Annotated in this window: 18 protein-coding genes; 15 read left to right on the plus strand and 3 right to left on the minus strand. The window is 55.7% G+C overall.

Features of this window, described 5'->3' with window-relative positions; all coding sequences use genetic code 11:
- Nucleotides 1-167: 167 nt before the first annotated feature.
- The 4 genes from QZ305_RS04050 (at nucleotide 168) to QZ305_RS04065 (ending at nucleotide 3,350) form a co-directional block, all read left to right on the plus strand.
- Entirely contained in the window at nucleotides 168-782 is a 615-nt protein-coding gene (locus QZ305_RS04050) for a hypothetical protein (RefSeq protein ID WP_294730286.1), read from the plus strand.
- A gap of 3 nt (nucleotides 783-785) precedes the next feature.
- Entirely contained in the window at nucleotides 786-1,700 is a 915-nt protein-coding gene (locus QZ305_RS04055) for an alpha/beta fold hydrolase (RefSeq protein ID WP_294730289.1), read from the plus strand.
- 64 nt (nucleotides 1,701-1,764) lie between these two features.
- Complete coding sequence (locus QZ305_RS04060; RefSeq protein WP_294730291.1) at nucleotides 1,765-2,931, plus strand: FprA family A-type flavoprotein; 1,167 nt, start codon at nucleotides 1,765-1,767, stop codon at nucleotides 2,929-2,931.
- Nucleotides 2,928-3,350, plus strand: coding sequence for a hypothetical protein (locus QZ305_RS04065; RefSeq protein ID WP_294730293.1), 423 nt, complete (start codon nucleotides 2,928-2,930; stop codon nucleotides 3,348-3,350). Before QZ305_RS04060 ends, QZ305_RS04065 begins: the two co-directional genes overlap by 4 nt.
- A 558-nt stretch (nucleotides 3,351-3,908) precedes the next feature.
- Here QZ305_RS04065 and QZ305_RS04070 read toward each other — a convergent pair.
- From QZ305_RS04070 to QZ305_RS04080, 3 genes are read right to left on the minus strand one after another with little or no spacing between them, the layout of a single operon-like run.
- Nucleotides 3,909-4,460 (minus strand): chromate transporter, encoded by a 552-nt coding sequence (locus QZ305_RS04070; protein ID WP_294730294.1) that lies wholly within the window; start codon nucleotides 4,458-4,460, stop codon nucleotides 3,909-3,911.
- Complete coding sequence (locus tag QZ305_RS04075; RefSeq protein ID WP_294730296.1) at nucleotides 4,457-4,993, minus strand: chromate transporter; 537 nt, start codon at nucleotides 4,991-4,993, stop codon at nucleotides 4,457-4,459. Before QZ305_RS04075 ends, QZ305_RS04070 begins: the two co-directional genes overlap by 4 nt.
- A 7-nt stretch (nucleotides 4,994-5,000) precedes the next feature.
- The gene (locus tag QZ305_RS04080; RefSeq protein ID WP_294730298.1) at nucleotides 5,001-6,533 is read right to left on the minus strand and encodes an L-lactate permease; all 1,533 of its coding nucleotides are present in this window, start codon (nucleotides 6,531-6,533) and stop codon (nucleotides 5,001-5,003) included.
- A 186-nt stretch (nucleotides 6,534-6,719) separates the two neighbouring features.
- Between QZ305_RS04080 and mraZ the strand changes: the two genes are divergently transcribed.
- From mraZ to QZ305_RS04135, 11 genes are all read left to right on the plus strand, one after another.
- Nucleotides 6,720-7,154, plus strand: a complete 435-nt coding sequence (gene mraZ, locus QZ305_RS04085; protein WP_067558596.1) for a division/cell wall cluster transcriptional repressor MraZ — start codon at nucleotides 6,720-6,722, stop codon at nucleotides 7,152-7,154.
- 1 nt (nucleotide 7,155) lies between these two features.
- Nucleotides 7,156-8,094: a 16S rRNA (cytosine(1402)-N(4))-methyltransferase RsmH gene (gene rsmH / locus QZ305_RS04090; protein ID WP_294730301.1), complete on the plus strand. Its 939-nt coding sequence runs from the start codon at nucleotides 7,156-7,158 to the stop codon at nucleotides 8,092-8,094.
- 91 nt (nucleotides 8,095-8,185) lie between these two features.
- A complete protein-coding gene (locus tag QZ305_RS04095) occupies nucleotides 8,186-8,383 on the plus strand; it encodes a hypothetical protein (protein WP_294730303.1) in 198 nt (65 codons plus the stop codon).
- A gap of 97 nt (nucleotides 8,384-8,480) precedes the next feature.
- The gene (locus tag QZ305_RS04100; RefSeq protein WP_294730304.1) at nucleotides 8,481-10,679 is read left to right on the plus strand and encodes a penicillin-binding protein; all 2,199 of its coding nucleotides are present in this window, start codon (nucleotides 8,481-8,483) and stop codon (nucleotides 10,677-10,679) included.
- 185 nt (nucleotides 10,680-10,864) lie between these two features.
- The gene (locus tag QZ305_RS04105; protein ID WP_294730305.1) at nucleotides 10,865-12,118 is read left to right on the plus strand and encodes a hypothetical protein; all 1,254 of its coding nucleotides are present in this window, start codon (nucleotides 10,865-10,867) and stop codon (nucleotides 12,116-12,118) included.
- Between the two features lie 61 nt (nucleotides 12,119-12,179).
- Complete coding sequence (gene ftsZ / locus QZ305_RS04110) at nucleotides 12,180-13,295, plus strand: cell division protein FtsZ (RefSeq protein WP_294730306.1); 1,116 nt, start codon at nucleotides 12,180-12,182, stop codon at nucleotides 13,293-13,295.
- A gap of 253 nt (nucleotides 13,296-13,548) precedes the next feature.
- On the plus strand, nucleotides 13,549-14,325 hold the full coding sequence (locus tag QZ305_RS04115) for a GDSL-type esterase/lipase family protein (protein ID WP_294730307.1): 777 nt from the start codon (nucleotides 13,549-13,551) through the stop codon (nucleotides 14,323-14,325).
- Between the two features lie 60 nt (nucleotides 14,326-14,385).
- Nucleotides 14,386-14,829: a DUF4358 domain-containing protein gene (locus QZ305_RS04120; RefSeq protein ID WP_294730309.1), complete on the plus strand. Its 444-nt coding sequence runs from the start codon at nucleotides 14,386-14,388 to the stop codon at nucleotides 14,827-14,829.
- The gene (locus QZ305_RS04125; RefSeq protein ID WP_294730310.1) at nucleotides 14,826-16,202 is read left to right on the plus strand and encodes an MBOAT family protein; all 1,377 of its coding nucleotides are present in this window, start codon (nucleotides 14,826-14,828) and stop codon (nucleotides 16,200-16,202) included. Before QZ305_RS04120 ends, QZ305_RS04125 begins: the two co-directional genes overlap by 4 nt.
- A gap of 12 nt (nucleotides 16,203-16,214) precedes the next feature.
- A complete protein-coding gene (locus QZ305_RS04130; RefSeq protein WP_294730313.1) occupies nucleotides 16,215-17,369 on the plus strand; it encodes a DHHW family protein in 1,155 nt (384 codons plus the stop codon).
- Between the two features lie 196 nt (nucleotides 17,370-17,565).
- Nucleotides 17,566-19,356, plus strand: coding sequence for an LCP family protein (locus QZ305_RS04135; RefSeq protein ID WP_294730315.1), 1,791 nt, complete (start codon nucleotides 17,566-17,568; stop codon nucleotides 19,354-19,356).
- Nucleotides 19,357-19,444: the final 88 nt, after the last annotated feature.

The following is a 19,444-nucleotide window of genomic DNA, read 5'->3' on the forward strand; positions in this document are numbered from 1 at the left end:
ACAAAAAGAATGCTTTCATCACCCGCTGTGACCGCTGCCGGAAGACAGGGCCGGACAAACATTTTATAATGTCCTCATGAACAAAGATGAAGAAAGAATGGAGACCGGGAGAACCCGGTGGACGGCTCTGGCTGCGCTGATCCTGGTGATCGCCATTGTGGTGGTGTATGTATTCAGCTGGTAATGCAAACCCGGGTCTGGCTGCCCGGTGCCTGACCTGGGCGGTGGGGATTCTCCTGGCGCAGAGTGTTCTGCTTCTGGTGGCGCCCAACATGCTCATCTCGGCGCTGATGCTGGCAGTGACCATGATCCTGATGATCCTGGCAGCCTGGCATGACAGACAGTATCTGCTGTGGCTGCCGCTGACGGCGCTGATCAGCGAGATCGATCTGTTTTATCTGACCTCCAGCGGCGCGCTGCTGATTTTCTACTACATTCTGCTGATTGTGAACATGGTGTTTCTGTTTGCCGGGAAACGGACCATGAATACGCTGCAGCTGTACAACGCGGCTTTTGCAGGCAAGCTGTGCCTGCTGCCCCTGCAGGGCATTCATGTTTTTCTGACTGTCACCACAGGGACGCCGGTGTTTCTGGGCATCGCCTACACGATGCTTCTGATCACCAGTGCCTATGATGTGGCGGGGATGTACCGGAGCATTGAATCCTCGGATCTTTCTCCGAAAACGTTCCTGATCCGCACGGTCCTGCTGCTGGTGCCGGTCTGCGATCTTGTGACCAGCTTTCTGCTGGCGCGTAACCGGAAACGGGAGGAGGACAAATAGGGAGTGAAAACAGAAGCCTTTACTGTGTGTTCCAGGCAGGATGGCCTGCCGCTGGAAGTGCTGCTGACTCTGCCGGAGCCGGAAGAGAAACTCCGGGGACTGGTGCAGATATCCCACGGGATGTGCGAGCACAAGGAGCGCTATCTGCCGTTTATGGACTACCTGGCCCGTCATGGCTATGGTGCGGTGATCCACGATCACCGGGGACATGGTCAGAATGCGAAGGAAGCGGATTCGCTGGGATTTTTCGGAGACGAAACCGGTGATGCCATTGCCGCAGATCTGTATCAGGTCACCGAAGGGATCCGGCAGCGGTTCCCGGATACGCCCATCTGGCTGTTCGGCCATTCCATGGGGTCTCTGGTGGCCCGCAAGTACCTGAAAACCCATGATGATCAGATCCGGGGACTGGTGCTGTCCGGCGCCCCCTGGAACAATCCCGGCGCTCATGCAGGTCTGGCACTGGCCCGGGGGATGGCGAAAGTCAAAGGCGGCAGATACCGGTCCCGGTTCATTCATGATCTGGCGGACGGCGCCTTCGGACGGGCGTTTCCGGACAATGGCTGGCTTTCGGCGAATGAGGAAAATGTGAAAGCCTTCAATGCGCACCCGCTGGATGGATTCTCTTTCACGCTGAACGGCTACATGAACCTGTTCCGGCTGGTGCTGGATGTGTACGATGACAAAGGTTGGCAGATGAAGAATCCGTCTCTGCCTGTGTTCTTCGTTGCCGGTGAAGAGGACCCGGTGATCGGGTCCCGCCGGAAATGGATCGCCGAACAGGATTTCATGCGGAATCTTGGCTATCAGAATACAAGCGGAACGCTGTATCCGGGTATGCGCCATGAGATTCTGCTGGAGCGGGAGAGCGAACGGGTCATGGATGACATTCTGGCATTTCTGGAAATGCCCCGGTGAAGTATAATCAGTTAAGCAGGACAGTCCCGGGCCGGGACTGATCCATAAATCAGGAGGAATTACTATGAAGCAGCTGATCAATGACGCGATTGCGTATATAGGCGCAGATGATCCCAGTCTGGATCTGTTTGAGTCTCAGTACAAGGTGCCCAATGGGGTGGCTTACAACTCGTATGTGGTCAAGGGAAATGACAAAACCGTGATCATGGACACCATTGACAGCCGGAAAACCGGCGAGTGGCTGGCGAAAATGGAAGAAGCCCTGGATGGCAGAACCCCGGATTATCTGGTGGTGTCCCATCTGGAACCGGACCACGCGGCCAACATCGGTCTGCTGGCTGAAAAGTATCCGGATATGAAGATTATCGGCAATGCCACCACCTTCCGGATGCTGCCCAACTATTTCACCATTGACAACCTGGCGGACCGCAAGGTGGAAGTGAAAGAGGGCGACGAAATCGATCTGGGCGGCAGACATCTGAAATTTGTGTTTGCGCCCATGGTTCACTGGCCGGAGGTCATGATGACCTATGTGCCCGAGGACAAAGTGCTGTTTTCTGCAGATGGTTTCGGCAAGTTCGGCACACTGGACTGCATGGAGGAGTGGGAGCCGGAAGCTGCCCGCTACTATTTCAACATCGTGGGCAAGTATGGTCCCCAGGTGCAGGCCATTCTGAAAAAGGCAGCCGGTCTGGAAATCGAAACGATCTGCCCGCTGCATGGACCGGTTCTGAAGGAGGATCTGGGCAAGTATATCGGCTTGTATGACAAGTGGAGCCGGTATGAGCCGGATCAGAACGCGATTCTGATTGCCTGCGCGTGTGCCTATGGCGGAACGTTCCAGGCGTGCGAATATCTGAAGGATGTTCTGGAGAACATGGGCCAGAACGTGATTCTGCGGGATCTGACCCGGCAGGATGTGCATCAGGTCATGGCGGAAGCCTTCCGCTGCCCGAAAACGGTTCTGGCCAGCTCCACCTACAACATGGGCATGTTCCCTCCGATGGAAACGCTGCTCAACACGCTGGAGCACAAGGCCTGGCAGAAGCGCACAGTGGGCATTGTGGAAAACGGTTCCTGGAGTCCGGCGGCTGCCAAAGCCATCAAAGCGGAACTGGCTGGCATGAAGGATATCACCGTTCTGGAGCCTGTTGTCACGATCAAAGGCCGCATGAAGGAAGAAGACAAGGCAAAACTTGCCGCTCTGGCTGAGCAGCTGGTGAAGGCATGAGCCGTCGGGCCTGGCTGACCGGGGTGCTGGCGGCCAACGGGCTGAATGAAGCGGATGTACAGAAAGCGCTGGATATGCCGGAGGGAGAACTGAACCGCCTGGTTCAGGATGAGGAAGCAGACAAAGCTGCCTGGAATCAGGTGCTGTCATTTCTGAATGACCTGCCTTCGCTGTCTTATCCGGCGGTAGATATCCTGGAGGATCTGGATGACTGCATCCGGAATTCCGGTGTACAGGCTGGCTGCACTGTCTATTACGGTGTCAACGCATCGGATCTGATTTTCACGGGTTTCCGGGATGAGGCCACAGACCGGTATTACGGTTCAAACAGTTCCTCCCCGGCACTGAAGTCCCTGCATCTGACGCTGCAGGAAGCCCGGGATCTGTTTTTCAAGCAGAACTGCACGCTGCAGTCCTGAAGCAGCCAGCAGAATGACAGCGGAAGCTGATCATTCTGCCCGCTGCAACGCCTGTCACAACCGGAATCATGCCCGGGCATCGTGTGTGGAAAACGCAATTTGCTGCATTCCGGACTCTTCCTGAACCGATATATGCAAAAAACCGGCAGAAAAACAGGATATTTCACATACAAGATTAGGAAACAAGCAAAATGCCTGTTATAATGGCTTCGGGCAATTACGATAGAGGGGCAATGCTGCACCCGGACTCTTCATGTTCGTTATTCTGTAACGGAACAGGAGGTTCTTATCGGAAAGGTACCAATGAAAACGGACTGGAAACTCTATCATCCATATGAGTGACTGGTCCGTTTTCTTTTTGTGCCTTATGGCATGTTTCTTATGGAGTTCTGAACTTTGCTGAGGCTCCTGCTCTCATCCTGTTCACCTGGATGAGAGCAGGAGCTCTTTTTGTATTCCCGGATGTTCCCCCGCCAGCCGGACAGACAGGAAACAGGGGAAACCACCCGCCTGGCAGTTTCCCCTGTTTATGATAATTCAGCTGTATACCGTATTCCTTCAAAGCTGCAGCACGATTCCCGCTGCTGCGCACAGGGAAATCAGAACGATGGGATGCAGTTTCCTGAAACACAGGACGAAGGCACCCGCTGCCGCAAAGACAGCCAGACGCAGCCAGTCAAACCCTGCATCGGTCCCCAGGGCTGCCTGCAGCACCGATATGCCCGTGGCAGCGATCAGTCCGGTAACAGCCGGACGCAGACCGGAAAACACATCATTCACCCAGTGACTGGACCGGAATTTCTGCAGAAACTTCGCAATGATGCAGATGATGATCACAGAAGGCATCACCAGACCAATCGTGGTCGTGACAGCCCCCAGAATATGACCGCCGGAGGCCTGATACCCCACATAGGTAGCCATGTTCACCCCGATGGGACCCGGGGTGGATTCGCTGACCGCGATCATGTTCATCAGATCCGATGTGGAGAACCAGTGATACTTCTCCATCATTTCCTGAAGGAAAGGAATTGTCGCCAGTCCGCCGCCCACAGCAAACAGACCGGTTTTGAAGAATTCGAAAAACAGCGTCAGAAGCAGGTTCCAGTTCATTTTCCTGCTCTCTTTCGCTGATATCCCACACCGGTAGCCGCCGCCAGTGCAACAATGGCAATGGTCGGTGCCGGGGTGAACCCTGCCAGCAGAAACGCTGCGGCCGCCATCACCCAGCCAAAACCATCCTTGATTCCGGTTTTGCCCATTTTGTACACAGCCTGCACGATCAGCACCGCCACGGCGATGCGGATGCCGCCCAGTGCATGCTGTACCAGGGGATAGGAAGCGAAGCTTGTGAGCAGGGAAGCGATGATCAGAATGATCACCAGACTCGGAAAAATCACTCCCAGCGTGGCGGCGATGCAGCCCGGGATACCCTTCCGGTAATACCCCACAAAGCTGGCGGTATTCACCGCAATGACACCCGGGGTGCACTGTCCCACGGCGAAATAATCCAGAATGTCTTCATCCGTGGCCCAGTGCTTTTTATTGACTACCTCAGCCTGGATCATGGGCAGCATGGCATAGCCGCCGCCGAAGGTGAATGCGCCGATTTTTGCGAAAGTCGCAAACAGATCCCAGAAAATCATGAAACTCTCAGACAGCCAGCCCGCCGAAATACGCCAGAAGGCTGGTCAGGACCAGCAGCACTGCCCCATAGGGAAGCACTTTTTTGAGAAGCTCCGAGTCCTTCCCCGTACCGCCGACAGCGGACAGGGCAATGGCGATGCTCTGGGGAGACAGCATTTTGCCGACGCCAACCCCCAGCATGTTGAGCGCCACCACCCAGAAAGGATCCATCTGCAGCGCAGTTGCGGCGTCCATCTGCACCTGGCCGAAGAGCAGGCCGGAGCTGGTGCCGGAACCGGTGACAAAGCAGCCCAGGCAGCCCAGCCAGGGGGCGAAAACCGTATAGAAGGAACCGGTGACTGCAATGCAGAAAGCGGCGATATCACCGATCATGCCGGAGTAGGACATGATCTTGGCGGTGGCCAGCACACTGCACATGGTGATGATCGTCGGGGTCATCTGCTTCAGCGTGGCGATAAAGACCGACTTGAAATCCTCCAGGGTGGCACCCTGAATCAGACCGCCGGCAATGGCGGACAGGAAGATCCAGACGCCCGGGGTATTGATCCAGACAAAACTGATGGTGTTGGGATTGGGTCCGCTGTAAACCTGCATGGCGGAGGAGAACTGCGCCAGCCAGCTGTTCACCGGTGCCACCAGCTTGGAGGTACCCAGCAGCAGAATGAAAATCATGATGAAGGGGCTCCAGGCTTTCAGTGCCCTGTCCAGTGTCAGACCTTTGTCACCGGCGGTTTCCATTTCGTATTCCGGCGGTGTTTTCTTTTTCATGGACAGCAAGACTGTCACCGCCATGGAGCACACAGCACCTACCACCACAGCCAGATCTGCGCCCACAAACCAGGACACGATCATCTGCGGGATCACGAAGAATACTCCGGACATCAGCGTGATGAATCCGATGCCCTTCAGGGACTTCAGCCCTTTGCCGCCGGCGAGCATCATCATGATGAAGGGAACCAGCAGCATGAACGGCGCACACTGAATGCTCTCCACAAAGGACAGGTGGGTGTTTTCCAGGCCCACTAGATTGGCCAGTGTGGTGGTCGGAATGCCGATGGAGCCCCAGGGAGTGGGGAATCCGTTGGCCAGCAGGCAGACAAGACAGGAAAAAATGGGGTCAAATCCCATTGCCGCGAGCATGCCGGCGGGAATGGCAATCGCGGTGCCAAATCCCGCCATGCCTTCCATGAAACCGCCAAAGCACCAGGCGATGATCAGTACCAGCAGCCGGCGGTCGCTGGTGACGGAAGCCAGCATGCTCTTGATGGTTTCCATGGCTCCGGTCTTCACACATAAATTATAGGTAAACACCGCAGCGATGATGACCACCACAATGGGCCACAGGGCCATCAGAATGCCTTCAAGAGCCGCGGTTCCGGTATTCAGAGCCGGCAGTTTCCAAACCAGCATGGCTTCCAGAGCCGCCAGCAGGGCCGAGCCCACTGCCGCTTTCCAGGTGGGCCATTTCAGAACAAGCAGGGCGAGGATGAGCCAGAGGATGGGGCACAGCCCCAGCACAAACAGCAGTCCAGTATTCATGTTTTCACTCTCCTGTAACAGCAGGCGGATGCCTGCATCTAAAGACTATCAGATTTCCGGAGACCCGGCGCATTGCTATACCGGGGCTTTGGATTTTTTTTTGAAAGGATTTGTATGGGGGGGTCTGTTGCGGTATCATTGTGGTACGAAGTAGCGCATTGTGTCAGGAAGTGGGGGTGATGACACATGTTCATGGGGGAATTCGCGCACAACATCGATCGTAAGGGGCGATTGATCATGCCCGCGAAGTTCCGTGAAGACCTTGGCGAAACCGTCGTGGTCAACCGTGGACTGGATGGCTGCTTGTATGTCTATACGATGGCCCAGTGGCAGGTCGTATACGAGAAACTGAAAACTTTGCCCTCAACGAACAAGGACGCCCGCATGTATCAGCGGATGATGCTGTCCAAAGCCGCCGAATGCGACCTGGACGGACAGGGAAGAATTCTCATTCCCGCCGGTCTTGTCCAGCTTGCCGGTCTGGAAAAGGAGTGCGTCATCATTGGCGTCGCCAATCATATCGAGATCTGGGCAAAAGACCGCTGGGAGAAAGTGGAAGATGTGGAAGAGGCTTCCTTCGAGGAAGCGGCCGAGCGTCTTTCTGGCCTGATGGAAATGTGATATGGAACATAAAAGCGTTTTACTGGATGAAACAATCGAATTGCTGGATGTGAAGCCGGACGGGATTTACGTGGACTGCACGCTGGGACGAGGGGGTCACAGCAGCGAGATCCTGCGGCGGCTGGAAACAGGGCATCTTTATGCCTTTGACATGGATCAGAAAGCAATTGACGAGAGTACACCGCGTCTTGAAGCAATCAGCGACAAATTTACCTGCGTTCATGCACCGTTCTGCGAACTTGATGCCGTGCTGGATTCGTTCGGCGTAGGCAAAGTGGACGGCATTCTGATGGATCTGGGCGTGTCCAGTCCGCAGTTTGATGACGGTACCCGGGGGTTTTCCTACCGGGAGGACGCACGGCTTGATATGCGTATGGACCAGGAGCAGGCGTTTTCCGCCTGGGATGTGGTCAATACCTATACAAAAGAGGACCTGACAAGAATCCTGAAACTCTACGGCGAGGAGCCCTTTGCGGGGAAAATCGCCGCGGCCATCGTCCGGGCGCGCCAGGAGCACCCGGTGAACACCACGTTTGAGCTGACGGATGTGATTCGTTCGGCGCTGCCGCAGGCTGTCCTGCGCAAAAAGGGACATCCCGCCAAACGTGTGTTTCAGGCAATCCGGATTGAAGTCAACCGGGAACTCGCACAGCTGGAAAGCGTCCTGGAGCAGGGACTTGACCGTCTGGCTCCCGGCGGGCGCATGGCTGTCATCACGTTCCACTCGCTCGAAGACCGTCTGGTGAAAAACGCCTTCAAAGAAGCGGCGGTTCCGCCAAGGACCGACCGCAGACTGCCGCAGACAGGGGAAGAAAAACGGCAATATCGACTGCTGACGCGCAAACCGGTCACTGCAGCTTTGCAGGAGCTGGAGGAAAACAACCGGGCGCACAGTGCAAAATTAAGGGGTATAGAAAGAAATGGCGAGGAATCGGAGTAAGGGCAGAAAAAAAAGACGCCTGAATGCAAAAGGTGTCTGCGTAAGTATGTTTGCGGCATCTGTATTGTTTTATGGAAGCGCAAAAGTCGGATTGAATGCGTATAATATCACGCTCCAGCAGAAGGAGCAGAATCTGGCCAGTGAAATTGCGCAGAAGAAAAATGCAGTGGAAGATCTGCAGGCAGAAGTGCACAGCATGCAGGACAAGGGACGTGTGCTGAGCATGCTCGGAGAACAGGTGCAGGACAACTCCGGGAACATTTACGTGATCGGCGACTCCGGTCAGTAACGGGACGGCAGAGGCTTTTTCAGACTGCCGGGCTGCCAGTGAGAGTACAATTGAAACCCAGTGAGAGTACAATTGAAACATTGAAAAGGAGCATGTGATGGATGTCAGACGGACCAACAAAAAACTCTTTCGCATGATCCTGGCGATGGGGACTGCCGGAACATTAGTGTCTGCTAATGTTCTTTTCACTATGGGAACACACCGGCATATCTGGAGTCAGGAAGATGTCCTGTCGGGCAAACTGGCTTCCTCTATCGTGGATACCACGGTGGAGGCAAAACGGGGACAGATTCTGGACCGGAGCGCCAATGTGATTGCTCAGGAAGTGAAGGCGTATACCGTTGTGGCGTATCTGGATGATTCTGTCACGGATGATCAGGGCGACCCCAACTATGTCCAGGATGCGAAAAAAACAGCAAAGGCTCTGGCTGCCATTCTGGACGGAGCCGATGAAAAGCGGATGGCTTCCATTCTGGAAAAAGCCATGAAAGCCGGACAGATCCAGACTGAACTGGGTGCCGGCACGAAGCGGCTGACCAAAGAAGTCATGGAGAGAATCGAACAGGCGGATATTCCCGGGATCGGGTTTGTGGAAACCAGCAACCGGAACTACCCAACCAGTCCCTATTCCTCGAATCTGGTGGGATTCGCGGCGTTTGACGAAGACGGCCAGGAGATCCAGGGGAAGATGGGGCTGGAACTCACCATGAATGACTATCTTTCCGGGACCAATGGACGGGTCAAGTACCAGCAGACGGTGGATGGCACCGTGCTGCCGGGCACCACGCAGGTATATGAAGAAGCAGTGGAGGGCAACAACGTGTACCTGACCATTGATTCGAACCTGCAGTCCATTGTGGAGACACAGTTGCAGCGGACGATGGAGGACAACAGCGCCCAGTCTGCCTGGGCACTGGTCATGGAACCGGAAACCGGGAAAATTCTTGCCTGGGGTTCTTATCCCACCTACAATCAGAACACCCATCAGGAGATTCCCTCCTTCCTGGACAACATTGCGGACAAGAACATGGAAGTGGGCTCGGTCATGAAGCCCTTCACCTACGCCGTGGCGATCGACACCGGGGTGTACAACGGCGACACCACCTACCGGGCCGGTACATTCACTTATGCACAGGATCCCTCCACCGGCAAAATCACCCGGGTGCCAAACGGCACGCAGACAGACTTCAAGCCAATCAGCGATGCTCTGGGCAATGACTTCGGGGAGATCACCTTTGATCAGGGCCTGTGGGTGTCTTCCAACGTCGGAATCTGCGAACTGCTGGCCAATTACATCAACTACAACCAGTATGTGGAGTATCTGGACAAGTTCGGTTTCTTCAAAGCCACGGAGATTCCCTTTGTCACAGAGGCGACCGGTGTGAAGAACGTGGACAGCGCCGCCGACTATCTTTCCACAGGATTCGGACAGGCGTCTTCCATCAGTCTGCTGCAGCTCTGTCAGGCCTACACGGCGATTTTCAATGATGGAAAAATGATGCGGCCCTATGTGGTGGAATCCATTCAGGATCCTGAAACCGGAACGATGCTGCAGGAGTTCAAGCCGGAATGCGTTGGTGAGCCCATATCCGCTGAAACAGCCCACCATGTCACGGAGATCATGAAAGGGGTCACCCAGGAGGGAAACTCCGGTGCCAGACTGCGGATCGACGGAGTGGACATGGCAGTGAAAACCGGTACCGGCGAGCTGTACAACGAACAGACCGGTGAATATGACAAGACCAACTACACCTCCAGCGTCATGGCGGCGATTCCGGCGGATGACCCGAAGATCATGGTGTACTGGGGCATGGTCAGCAGCAACATCACCGGCTACTCTGCGGAGCCGTTTCAGGAAATCGTCAAGGTGGCACTCATTGCCAACGGCGTATCCGGAGCCAGCAATGCGGGGGCTGCCCAGGATGGCCAGGAAGAAGAAACCTGGGATACCTACGAGATGCCAAATCTTGTGAATCATTCCCTGGACTGGATGAACCAGGAACTGAATGGCAAGAAGCTGAATGTGACGGTCCTGGGAGATGGCAGCAGCGTGGTCAATCAGTATCCCTCCGCCGGATCGAAAATCAATTCCAATTCCCGGGTGCTGGTCATGACCGACAGCGCGGGAATCACCATGCCGGATATGACAGGCTGGACCCGGAAAGATGTCACGGCGTTCTGGGCTCTGACAGGCATCGGTGTGCAGACATCGGGGTACGGCAAGGTGCAGGCTCAGAATGTGGCACCGGGCACTCCGGTGGACGGCAGCAGCGACATTCAGGTCACCATGGAGTAGGAAAGCACGCTTCGGGCATGATACCGCTTGCAGAACCCGTCATTGAAAACATCCGGCGGGCACAAACCGGAAGTGTTTCAAACAGACAGGCTTATGTTGTACTATAAACAGCGTATGCCTGCTTTTTTTTGGGATTTGCAGGGCAACGATTGTATAATGAAGAACAGGTATGAAGGAGGGGCCGAATGTCGAAAAAACGTGTATATGCAGCGCTTGAGCTGGCGGATGGCGAGGTAAGACTGGCGGTCATGGAAGTCTATGAAGGCCGGGCGAATGTCCTGCGCATCGAGCGGGCGCCGGCACCCGGGCTTTCCGGAACGACGATCACGGATGAAGCCAGTGTGGTGGCATCCATTCGTCAGGCGCTGACAGCTGCACAGGCGGCTCTGGGCTACCGCATCGAACGGGTTGTTCTGCTGGTGCCCAGTGTGAATGTCAAGGATTCGTCTCAGAAGATCCGGGTGGGTATCGAAGACGGCACCAGAACGGTGCGACTGTTCCATATTCAGCAGGGTCTGACCCGGGCACAGCAGCTCAGGCGGGACGACGACACGATTTTTGTCAATGCAAACCGCATTCAGTATGAAGTGAATGGCGAAACATCCCCCAGGCTTCCGCTGTCTGAGCAGTGCGAAGAATTTGTGATGGATGTGGATCTGCTGTATGCGGACAAGGATACGGTATATGCCTATGCCCGGGCTGTGGAGCAGGCCAATCTGGAGATCCTGGATCTGGTGCTGGATTCCTATGCCGCGGCGCAGGAGACAGCGGCGCTGGCGCAGAGTACGGAGCGCCCGGTGATCCAGGTTCAGCTGGAAGCAAACCACACCCTGCTGACGTATTTCCAGGACGGACGCCTGCGTTCCAGCTTTGATCTGGACAAAGGCTATATGTGGTTCATGGAGCCGCTGCGGAAGAAATACCGCCTGGGACGGGAAGTGACGTTCCGGCTGCTGCAGAACTGCTTCTCTTCGGATATGCAGGACAGCAGCGTCATCATTTACATTGAACAGAAAGAAGACCAGCGGGTGGAAATCACCGCCGGCGAACTGGCCAAAACCGTGGTGCCCCGTATTCGGGAGTGGATTGCGGGAATCAACGAAGCCTGCGCACCGATTGTCAACCGGGGCAAGGTGAAATACATTGTGACGGGCAAGGGGAGCAACATTCCGGTCCTCCGGGAACTGGAATCCGCCTTCAACGCCCCGGCCCGGGTATATGTGGAAACCAGTGTGGGTGCCAGAGACGGCGCATTCGTGGCTCTGCTGGGCAGTGTCTACGCGCTGCTGGACATCAACCGGATCCGTCACGATGACCGGATTTCAGTCAACAACAACGAGCTGGAAGCCAGCATTGACCAGATCAATGCCCGCAGTCATCATGGAGACGGAGGATTCACGCGGCGGATGAAGAGCGTGGTCCTGACAGACGAAGGATAAAGCAGACCGGCACAGCGGTCTGATGCAGACAGAAAGCAGAATGGTCAAGGAGGAAACAGGAATGCCAGAATTCAATCAAGTAGCGGATATCAAAGTCTTTGGTGTCGGCGGCGGCGGAAGCAACGCGGTCAACCGCATGGTTTCCGACGGTGTCCGGGGCGTGGACTTCTTCATTGCGAATACCGATGTACAGGTGATGAAGAACTCTCCCTCCGACAACAAAATCGTGCTGGGCGAAAAGACCACCAAGGGTCTGGGCGCCGGCGGCAACCCCGAGATCGGGCGCAAGGCGGCCGAGGAAAGCGAAGGAGAAATCCGGGAAGCAATCCAGGGCGCAGACATGGTGTTCATCACAGCCGGCATGGGCGGCGGAACCGGTACCGGTGCAGCTCCGCTGGTTGCCAAGATCGCCAAGGAAGAAGGCGCGCTGACAGTGGGCGTTGTGACACGTCCCTTCACATTTGAAGGCCGCCGCCGTTCCAACAGTGCAGCAGAAGGCATTGATGAACTGAAGAAGTATGTGGACTCCCTGATTGTGGTGTCCAACGACAACCTGCTGGAAGTTCTGGGCCGCAAGCCCATTGAAGAGGCGTTCCAGGCAGCGGACAACGTGCTGCGTCAGGGTGTTCAGACCATTTCCGATCTGATTGCTGTGCCTGCGCTGGTGAACCTGGACTTTGCGGATGTGCGCAGTGTCATGCAGAACCAGGGCCGTGCCCTGATCGGAATCGGTATGGCCGAAGGCGAGGACAAGGCCATTGTGGCGGCTGAAAAAGCCATTCAGTCCCCGCTGCTGGAGTCCAGCATTCAGGGTGCCAAGTCTGCCATTATCAATATCACCGGCGGTGACAAGGTGTCCTTCTACGATGCGCAGAACGCTGTGGCTGTGATTCAGGATGCTGCAGGCGGAGATGTGGACTGCATCTTCGGTATCGCCATCAACGAGCAGCTGGGCGACTCCATCATTGTGACGGTAATCGCCACAGGCTTCGACGACACGCCGGAAAAGCAGGGTGGCAAGAAGCGCCGCAGCCAGCACTCCAGTGCCGGTGAAGCGCAGCTCTTCACCAAGCCGACGATCCAGACACCGGGCAACCCGGGTGTGGTGACCAGTGTGGAAGACGGTGCATCTGCCGGACAGGACGACCAGATCCCCAACTTCTTCTTCAACAGATAACCGATAATGAAAGCCGGTTCCCGGATGACGGGAGCCGGCTTTTTCGGGTGTGCCCGGCAGCCATGGCAGATACACTGGCCCGGTCCATGACGCAAAGGCTGTCATCTGCCATCCTGGCGTCAGTTTCAGCCCGGCTACAGCTGCCGTCAGCCGGCAAATGCAGACACCAGTCAATTCCGAAAAAACTGCAACAATCCGGTTTTCCCGGGAATGCAAACAACGTACAATGTCAGTAATCAATAAGGGGAGAGATATGATGAAAGACCAATGGAGCCGGCTTCTGCTCTGGCAGAAAGCCGCCATTCTTTGCGCTGCCCTGGGCCTTCTGGTTTGGGGCAGTTACTGTCTGTACTGCATGAGCCAGCCGCAGCAAAGCGAAGGCAGGCAGTGGATCGAAACCGAAGCCGCCAAAGATCCTGCCCAGATCACCGGCAGTCTGGCCAACCGCCGTCTGGCGGAGTTGCGCCAGGCTTATGACGAAGGCAAAGTATCCTATTCCGCTCTGCTGCCGGATTATGCCATGCTGGGAGATTCCCGGGCAGCAGCATTGTCCGAATATCAGATTCTGACACCGGACCGGGATCTGGCAGTGATTGGCACCAGTGTGCTGGATATTCCCAACCGCCTGGAAGAGATCCGGGGACTGCAGCCCGCCAATCTGATTTTCACCTATGGCATCAATGACGTGGAAAACAGCATTGGAGAGACCCCGGAAGGGTTTGCAGGGCTGTATGAAGAAAACATCCGGCAGGCCAGCCAGGAAGCCCCGGCAGCCAGCATCTTTGTCACCAGCATTCTGGATGTATCCCCCCAGGTGGTGGAAGGCAATCCGAACTTCGGGAATCTGGCGGCTTACAACGAACAGATCAAAGCCATGTGTGAACGCAATGGCTGGCATTTCATTGATGGAAGCAGTCTGAACGAAGCCATCCAGGACCAGCTGGAATCCGACGGGATCCACTTTACCCGGGATTTCTGTCTGGAATGGGTGGAGCTGATCACAAATGCCGTCACGGAGGTGAACGCATGAAACCAAAACTGAATGCTTCCTCCTGGCTCAGGGATTCCCGCACCTGGATCGCCTGCATGGGTGCTGACCTTCTGCGCCTTTCTGTGCCTCTTTGCGCCTTCCGTGTTCCGGGAACGGCCCAGCGATGCATCCTTCGACCATGTTTTCGATGCTGTGACCGATACGATGGACATGACCGACTATCCGCAGGCGGATCAGTCCGTGATCCGCAGCAAACTGGGACTGGATGCTGCACAGTTTCCGGGCATCTACTACGGCAGGACCCGCAACGCCATGAAAGCAGAGGAAATGCTGCTGATCCAGTATGATCCTGCCCGGAAACAGGAAGTGCTGGATGTGGTGAATCAGCGGATTCAGAGGCAGATCCAGGTCTACGAAGGCTATGCCCCGGAGCAGAAAGCCCGCATGGAGCAGGCTGTGATCAGTGTACATCCCAACTATCTTCTGTACATCACCGGCGATCAGGCCCGGCAAGCCGAAAAACGGTTTCTGGAGGCGTTATGAGTTTCACCAATCTGCTGTTTCTCACCGCATTTCTGCCTCTGAGCCTGCTGCTGTACCATTTGATGAAATCCAACAAAGCCCGCAACCTGCTGCTGGTGGCGCTGTCCTGGCTGTTCTATGCCTGGGGCGGTTTGCAGAGTCTGGTTCTGCTGATCATTGTGACACTCTGGATCTGGGTCACAGGACAGGCGCTGGATACCGAACAGGATCCCCAGCGGAAAACCTGGATCTTCCGGGCGGGAACCGGCTTCCTGCTGCTGGTGCTGATCCTGTACAAATATCTGGACTTCTGGCTGCAGGCAGTGGGTCTGGAACCGCTGAATTTGCCGTTCCCTCTGGGAATTTCCTTCTATACCTTCTGTGCCATCTCCTATCTGGCGGACATCCGGATGCAGCGGTGTCTGGCTCAGAAGAGTTTCTGGAACCTGGCGCTGTATCTGTCCTTTTTCCCGAAAATCGCGCAGGGACCCATCACGGCCTATCACCAGATCGAAGCCCAGCTTGTCCGGCGCAGCGTCACCTTTCAGGATCAGGGAGCCGGCGGACTGCAGTTTGTCCGGGGTCTGGCCAAAAAAGTCATTCTGGCTGACGGACTGGCAGCTGTGGTACAGGGACTGCAGACCAGCAGCACCTTTGCCGGTGTCTGGCTGCTCTCCCTGGCGTATTCCTTCCAGCTCTATTTCGATTTCTCGGGATACTCCGACATGGCCATCGGAATGAGCCGCTGGTTCGGCTTCAGCCTGCCAGCCAACTTCGACCATCCCTACCGGGCCACCTCCATCCGGGATTTCTGGCGGCGCTGGCACATCTCCCTGTCCTCCTGGTTCCGGGACTATGTCTACATTCCCCTGGGCGGCAGCAGAGAAGGGAAAAACGCCCTGATCCGGAACCTGTTCATTGTCTGGCTTCTCACCGGGATCTGGCACGGCCCGCAGTTCACCTTCCTGCTCTGGGGTCTGTACTACGCGCTTCTGATCATGGCGGAACGCTTCTGGATGGGAGATTTTCTGAAGAAACTGCCCTACTGGGGAAAAGTCTTTGTGGTCTTCCTGCTGGTCAACACCGGCTGGGTGTTCTTTGCCGCGCCCGATGCCGCCACGGCCTTCGTCCGGCTGGGGCGCATGATCGGACTGGGCATATCCGGATTTGCCGACAATCAGGTCTGGTTCTGGCTGCGCACCAACGCCCTGCTGCTGGCTGCAGCCATTCTGTTCTCCGGCGGTCTGTATGAACGTCTGCAGAACCGGTTTCTTGCCCGCTGGAAACAGCCTGGTGTGCTGATCCTCGCCGGATTCTGGATCCTGATTCTGATCATCTGCCTGGCAGCCATTGTCGGCGGCACGTCGCAGACCTTCCTGTATTTTGCGTTCTAGGAAAGGAGCACCATGACAAAACCGAAAAACAGACGGCAGGACCGGCTGGGCAACATTCTGCTTCTTGCCTTCATGATCCTGGGACTTGCCTCCATGGCCCTGAGCCTTGTGCTCCCAGACAGAGACCGAAGCGACACGGAGAACCGGCACCTGGCCCAGCTGCAGGACATCCGCGCAACCGGGCTCTGGACAGGACAGACCGGAAAACAGCTCTCGGACTGGTACGCCGATCAGTTCGCCGGGCGGGAAACCTGGCTGCACCTGGATTACATCTTCCGGCGCATGGAAGGCGTCTCCCTGATGGATGATGTGTATATCGGAAACAGGATGCTCCTGCAGCAGGCAGCCGCCTATGACCCCGCAGCCAGTGACGCCCGGCTGGACGCCATCCGCCAGTTCCAGACAAAAACGGGACTGCCGGTGAATGTCCAGATCGTTCCCACATCCATATCCGTCAACGCAGACCGCCTGCCAATGAATGCCACAGCCGGAGACGAAAACACCGCCCTGGCAGACATTCAGGCCAAAAGTCAGGACCTGGGTTTCATTGACAGCCGGGCCACGCTGGAAAGTCACAAAGACGAGGAGCTGTATTACAAAACGGATCATCACTGGACTTCCCGGGGTGCCTGGTATGCCTACACGGATCTGGCAGCTGCGAAAGGATGGACAGCGGACGCATCCGCTTTCCGTCAGCTGGAAGCAGCCGGAGATTTTCAGGGCACGCTCTCATCCCGCACCGGAGATCCTTTCCTGTCAGATACGGTCCATCTGTGGGTTCCGGAAAACGGTCCTCAGTATGTGATGACCAAAGACGGTGTCAAGACAAGAACGATGTATGATGCAGCCGCACTGGATCAGAAAGACAAGTATCAGGTCTTCACCGGTGCCAACACCGGGCTGCTGACACTGGAGATGGATACCGACAGCAGCACCAGACTGCTTGTGTTCAAGGACTCCTATTTCAATTCCTATCTGCAGTTTCTGATTCCCCAGTGCCGGACCATCACAGTGGTGGACCCCCGGTATTATGACGGCGACATCAACCAGCTGCTGGAAACCGGCATCTTCACCGATGTGCTGTTTCTATACAATTACAGCACCTGGATGCAGGACCAGAGCCTGACCGGGGCTCTGGAGGCGGTCACGTCCAATCAGGCGGAATGAGACCGGAAAGCGGCTTCAAGCCTGAATCCTGCGGGAATGAAACAGAAAATACTGAACGCAGGGTCAGTTTTTGCCACGGAATTTCCCTCAGTCGTTGATTTTGACAGCGCATTTTTACTACACTTGAAACAAGGAATAAAAAACCTTGTTTTTTTATGTCCGCAGTATGTACAAATTGTGATAACAGGAGGGGACCATGGCAGAACCAGCAAAGAAACGAAAACGGAGAAAAAGCACACGGCGCAAACCGGGGCTTTTCAGCATTCTGGCCGCTCTGGCCATGTTCGCGGGCCTGGGTCTGTTCCTGCTATCGCTCATTCAGCTGGACCTGCTGCCTTCGCACATTCTGCTGACAGGCGCCGTCATACTGGCGGTGATCCTGCTGCTGTATGTGATTCTCTGGTTTCACTTTGCCAGAAAACGCGCAGCCCGCTTCATCTGCTTTCTTCTGGCCGTGCTGATGGGCACCGGCCTGATTGTCGGTTCGGACTATCTGAAAAAAACCAATGAGGTATTCGGAAACGTCACCAATCTGACAGACAAGATTGCCAATACCGTTTCCCTGGTGAGCCTGAAGAAGGATGACATCACCAAGGTCTCCCAGCTGGGAGGGAAAACCGTGGGTACGGTCCCGGAAGCAGATCCGGAGGGCATCTCGAAGGGACTTCAGGAACTGAAAGCAGAAGCGGATGTAACCGTCCAGGATTATCCCGATGTACTCTCCTGCGTGCAGGCGCTGTATGACGGACAAGTGCAGGCGGTGCTGATTCCGGACAACACCCGGCAGATCATCCATGAAACCGAAGGGTTCTTCGAGTTTCAGACAGACTCGAATATTCTGAAACAGACTGTCTGGTACACCGACCGGACAAAATCCGCCGCCAATGATCCGGACAGCGTGCAGGACATTACCAGTGATCCCTTCACCGTCCTGATCAGCGGAAATGATTCCTATGGCAGCCTCAATGAGAACTCCCGGTCGGATGTGAACATGCTTCTGACCATTGATCCCCGGACCCAGGTGGTGCTGATCACCAGCATTCCCCGGGATTCCTATATGACCATGTCCTGCAAAAAGGACGAAACAGCCTGTCAGCCCTTCGACGACAAGCTGACCCACACCGGTCTGTATGGCGTGGGAACCACGGAAAGCACCATTGAGGATTATCTGGGCATTGAAATCAACTACACAGTCCGGGTAAACTTCTCCAGCCTTGTGAATCTGGTGGATGCCATGGGCGGTATTGATGTGGAAATCCCCGAGGGACTGGAAGTGGATACGTTCTACGCCAACGGCACTGAAGGTGTCAAAGCCGGCTGGAACCACCTGGAGGGGGAACGGGCACTGGCATTTGCCAGAGAACGCCACGCCTATACAGACGGGGACAACCAGCGGATCAAGAACCAGCAGCAGGTGATGCGGGCACTGATTGACAAGATTATCAGCCCGGAACTGCTGTTCCGCTACCCCGCGCTCATGGATGCCGTGAGCGTGGCCTTTGAGACCAATATGCCTGCAGACCAGATCAAGAGCTTCCTCCGGTATGAGCTGCTGCGGCGTCCCAACTGGCAGATCATCAGCTATGCCATGGCTGGAGATCCGGATACGCAGCTGTGCGGCACCATTGGCTCCTATGCCTCAGTGACTGTACCCAAGGAGGAAATGGTGGAAGCGGCCCGGACGCTGATACTCATGACAGAGAACGGAGACAGCGCCGACAAAGTTCGCAGCTATGCCGAAGCGCATTCTGTGGAATCTGCCGGTTCCAAATCCGTGGATCAGCAGAAAGCGGAACGTGCGGCGGATATGGGTGAGACCTATGTCCCGGAGACAGATGAATCCGAAGATGCAGGCTACGCTCCGGTGTATGAGGAACCGATGGATGATGGAACGGATTCTTACGAAGATGACAGTCTGGAAGCCGGCAGCAATGATTATTCTGATTTTGAGGATGATGCCGGTACCTTTGAATACACCTATGAATAGTACAAAAGGACAGTGAGCATTCACTCTCTGTCCTTTTCACGTATATCGGATGGGGGCACTGAAAGCGGTTCGCTGCCACAGGGCCATT

The organism is uncultured Faecalibaculum sp. (genome assembly GCF_910588395.1).
Taxonomy (GTDB): Bacteria; Bacillota_I; Bacilli_A; order Erysipelotrichales; family Erysipelotrichaceae; genus Faecalibaculum.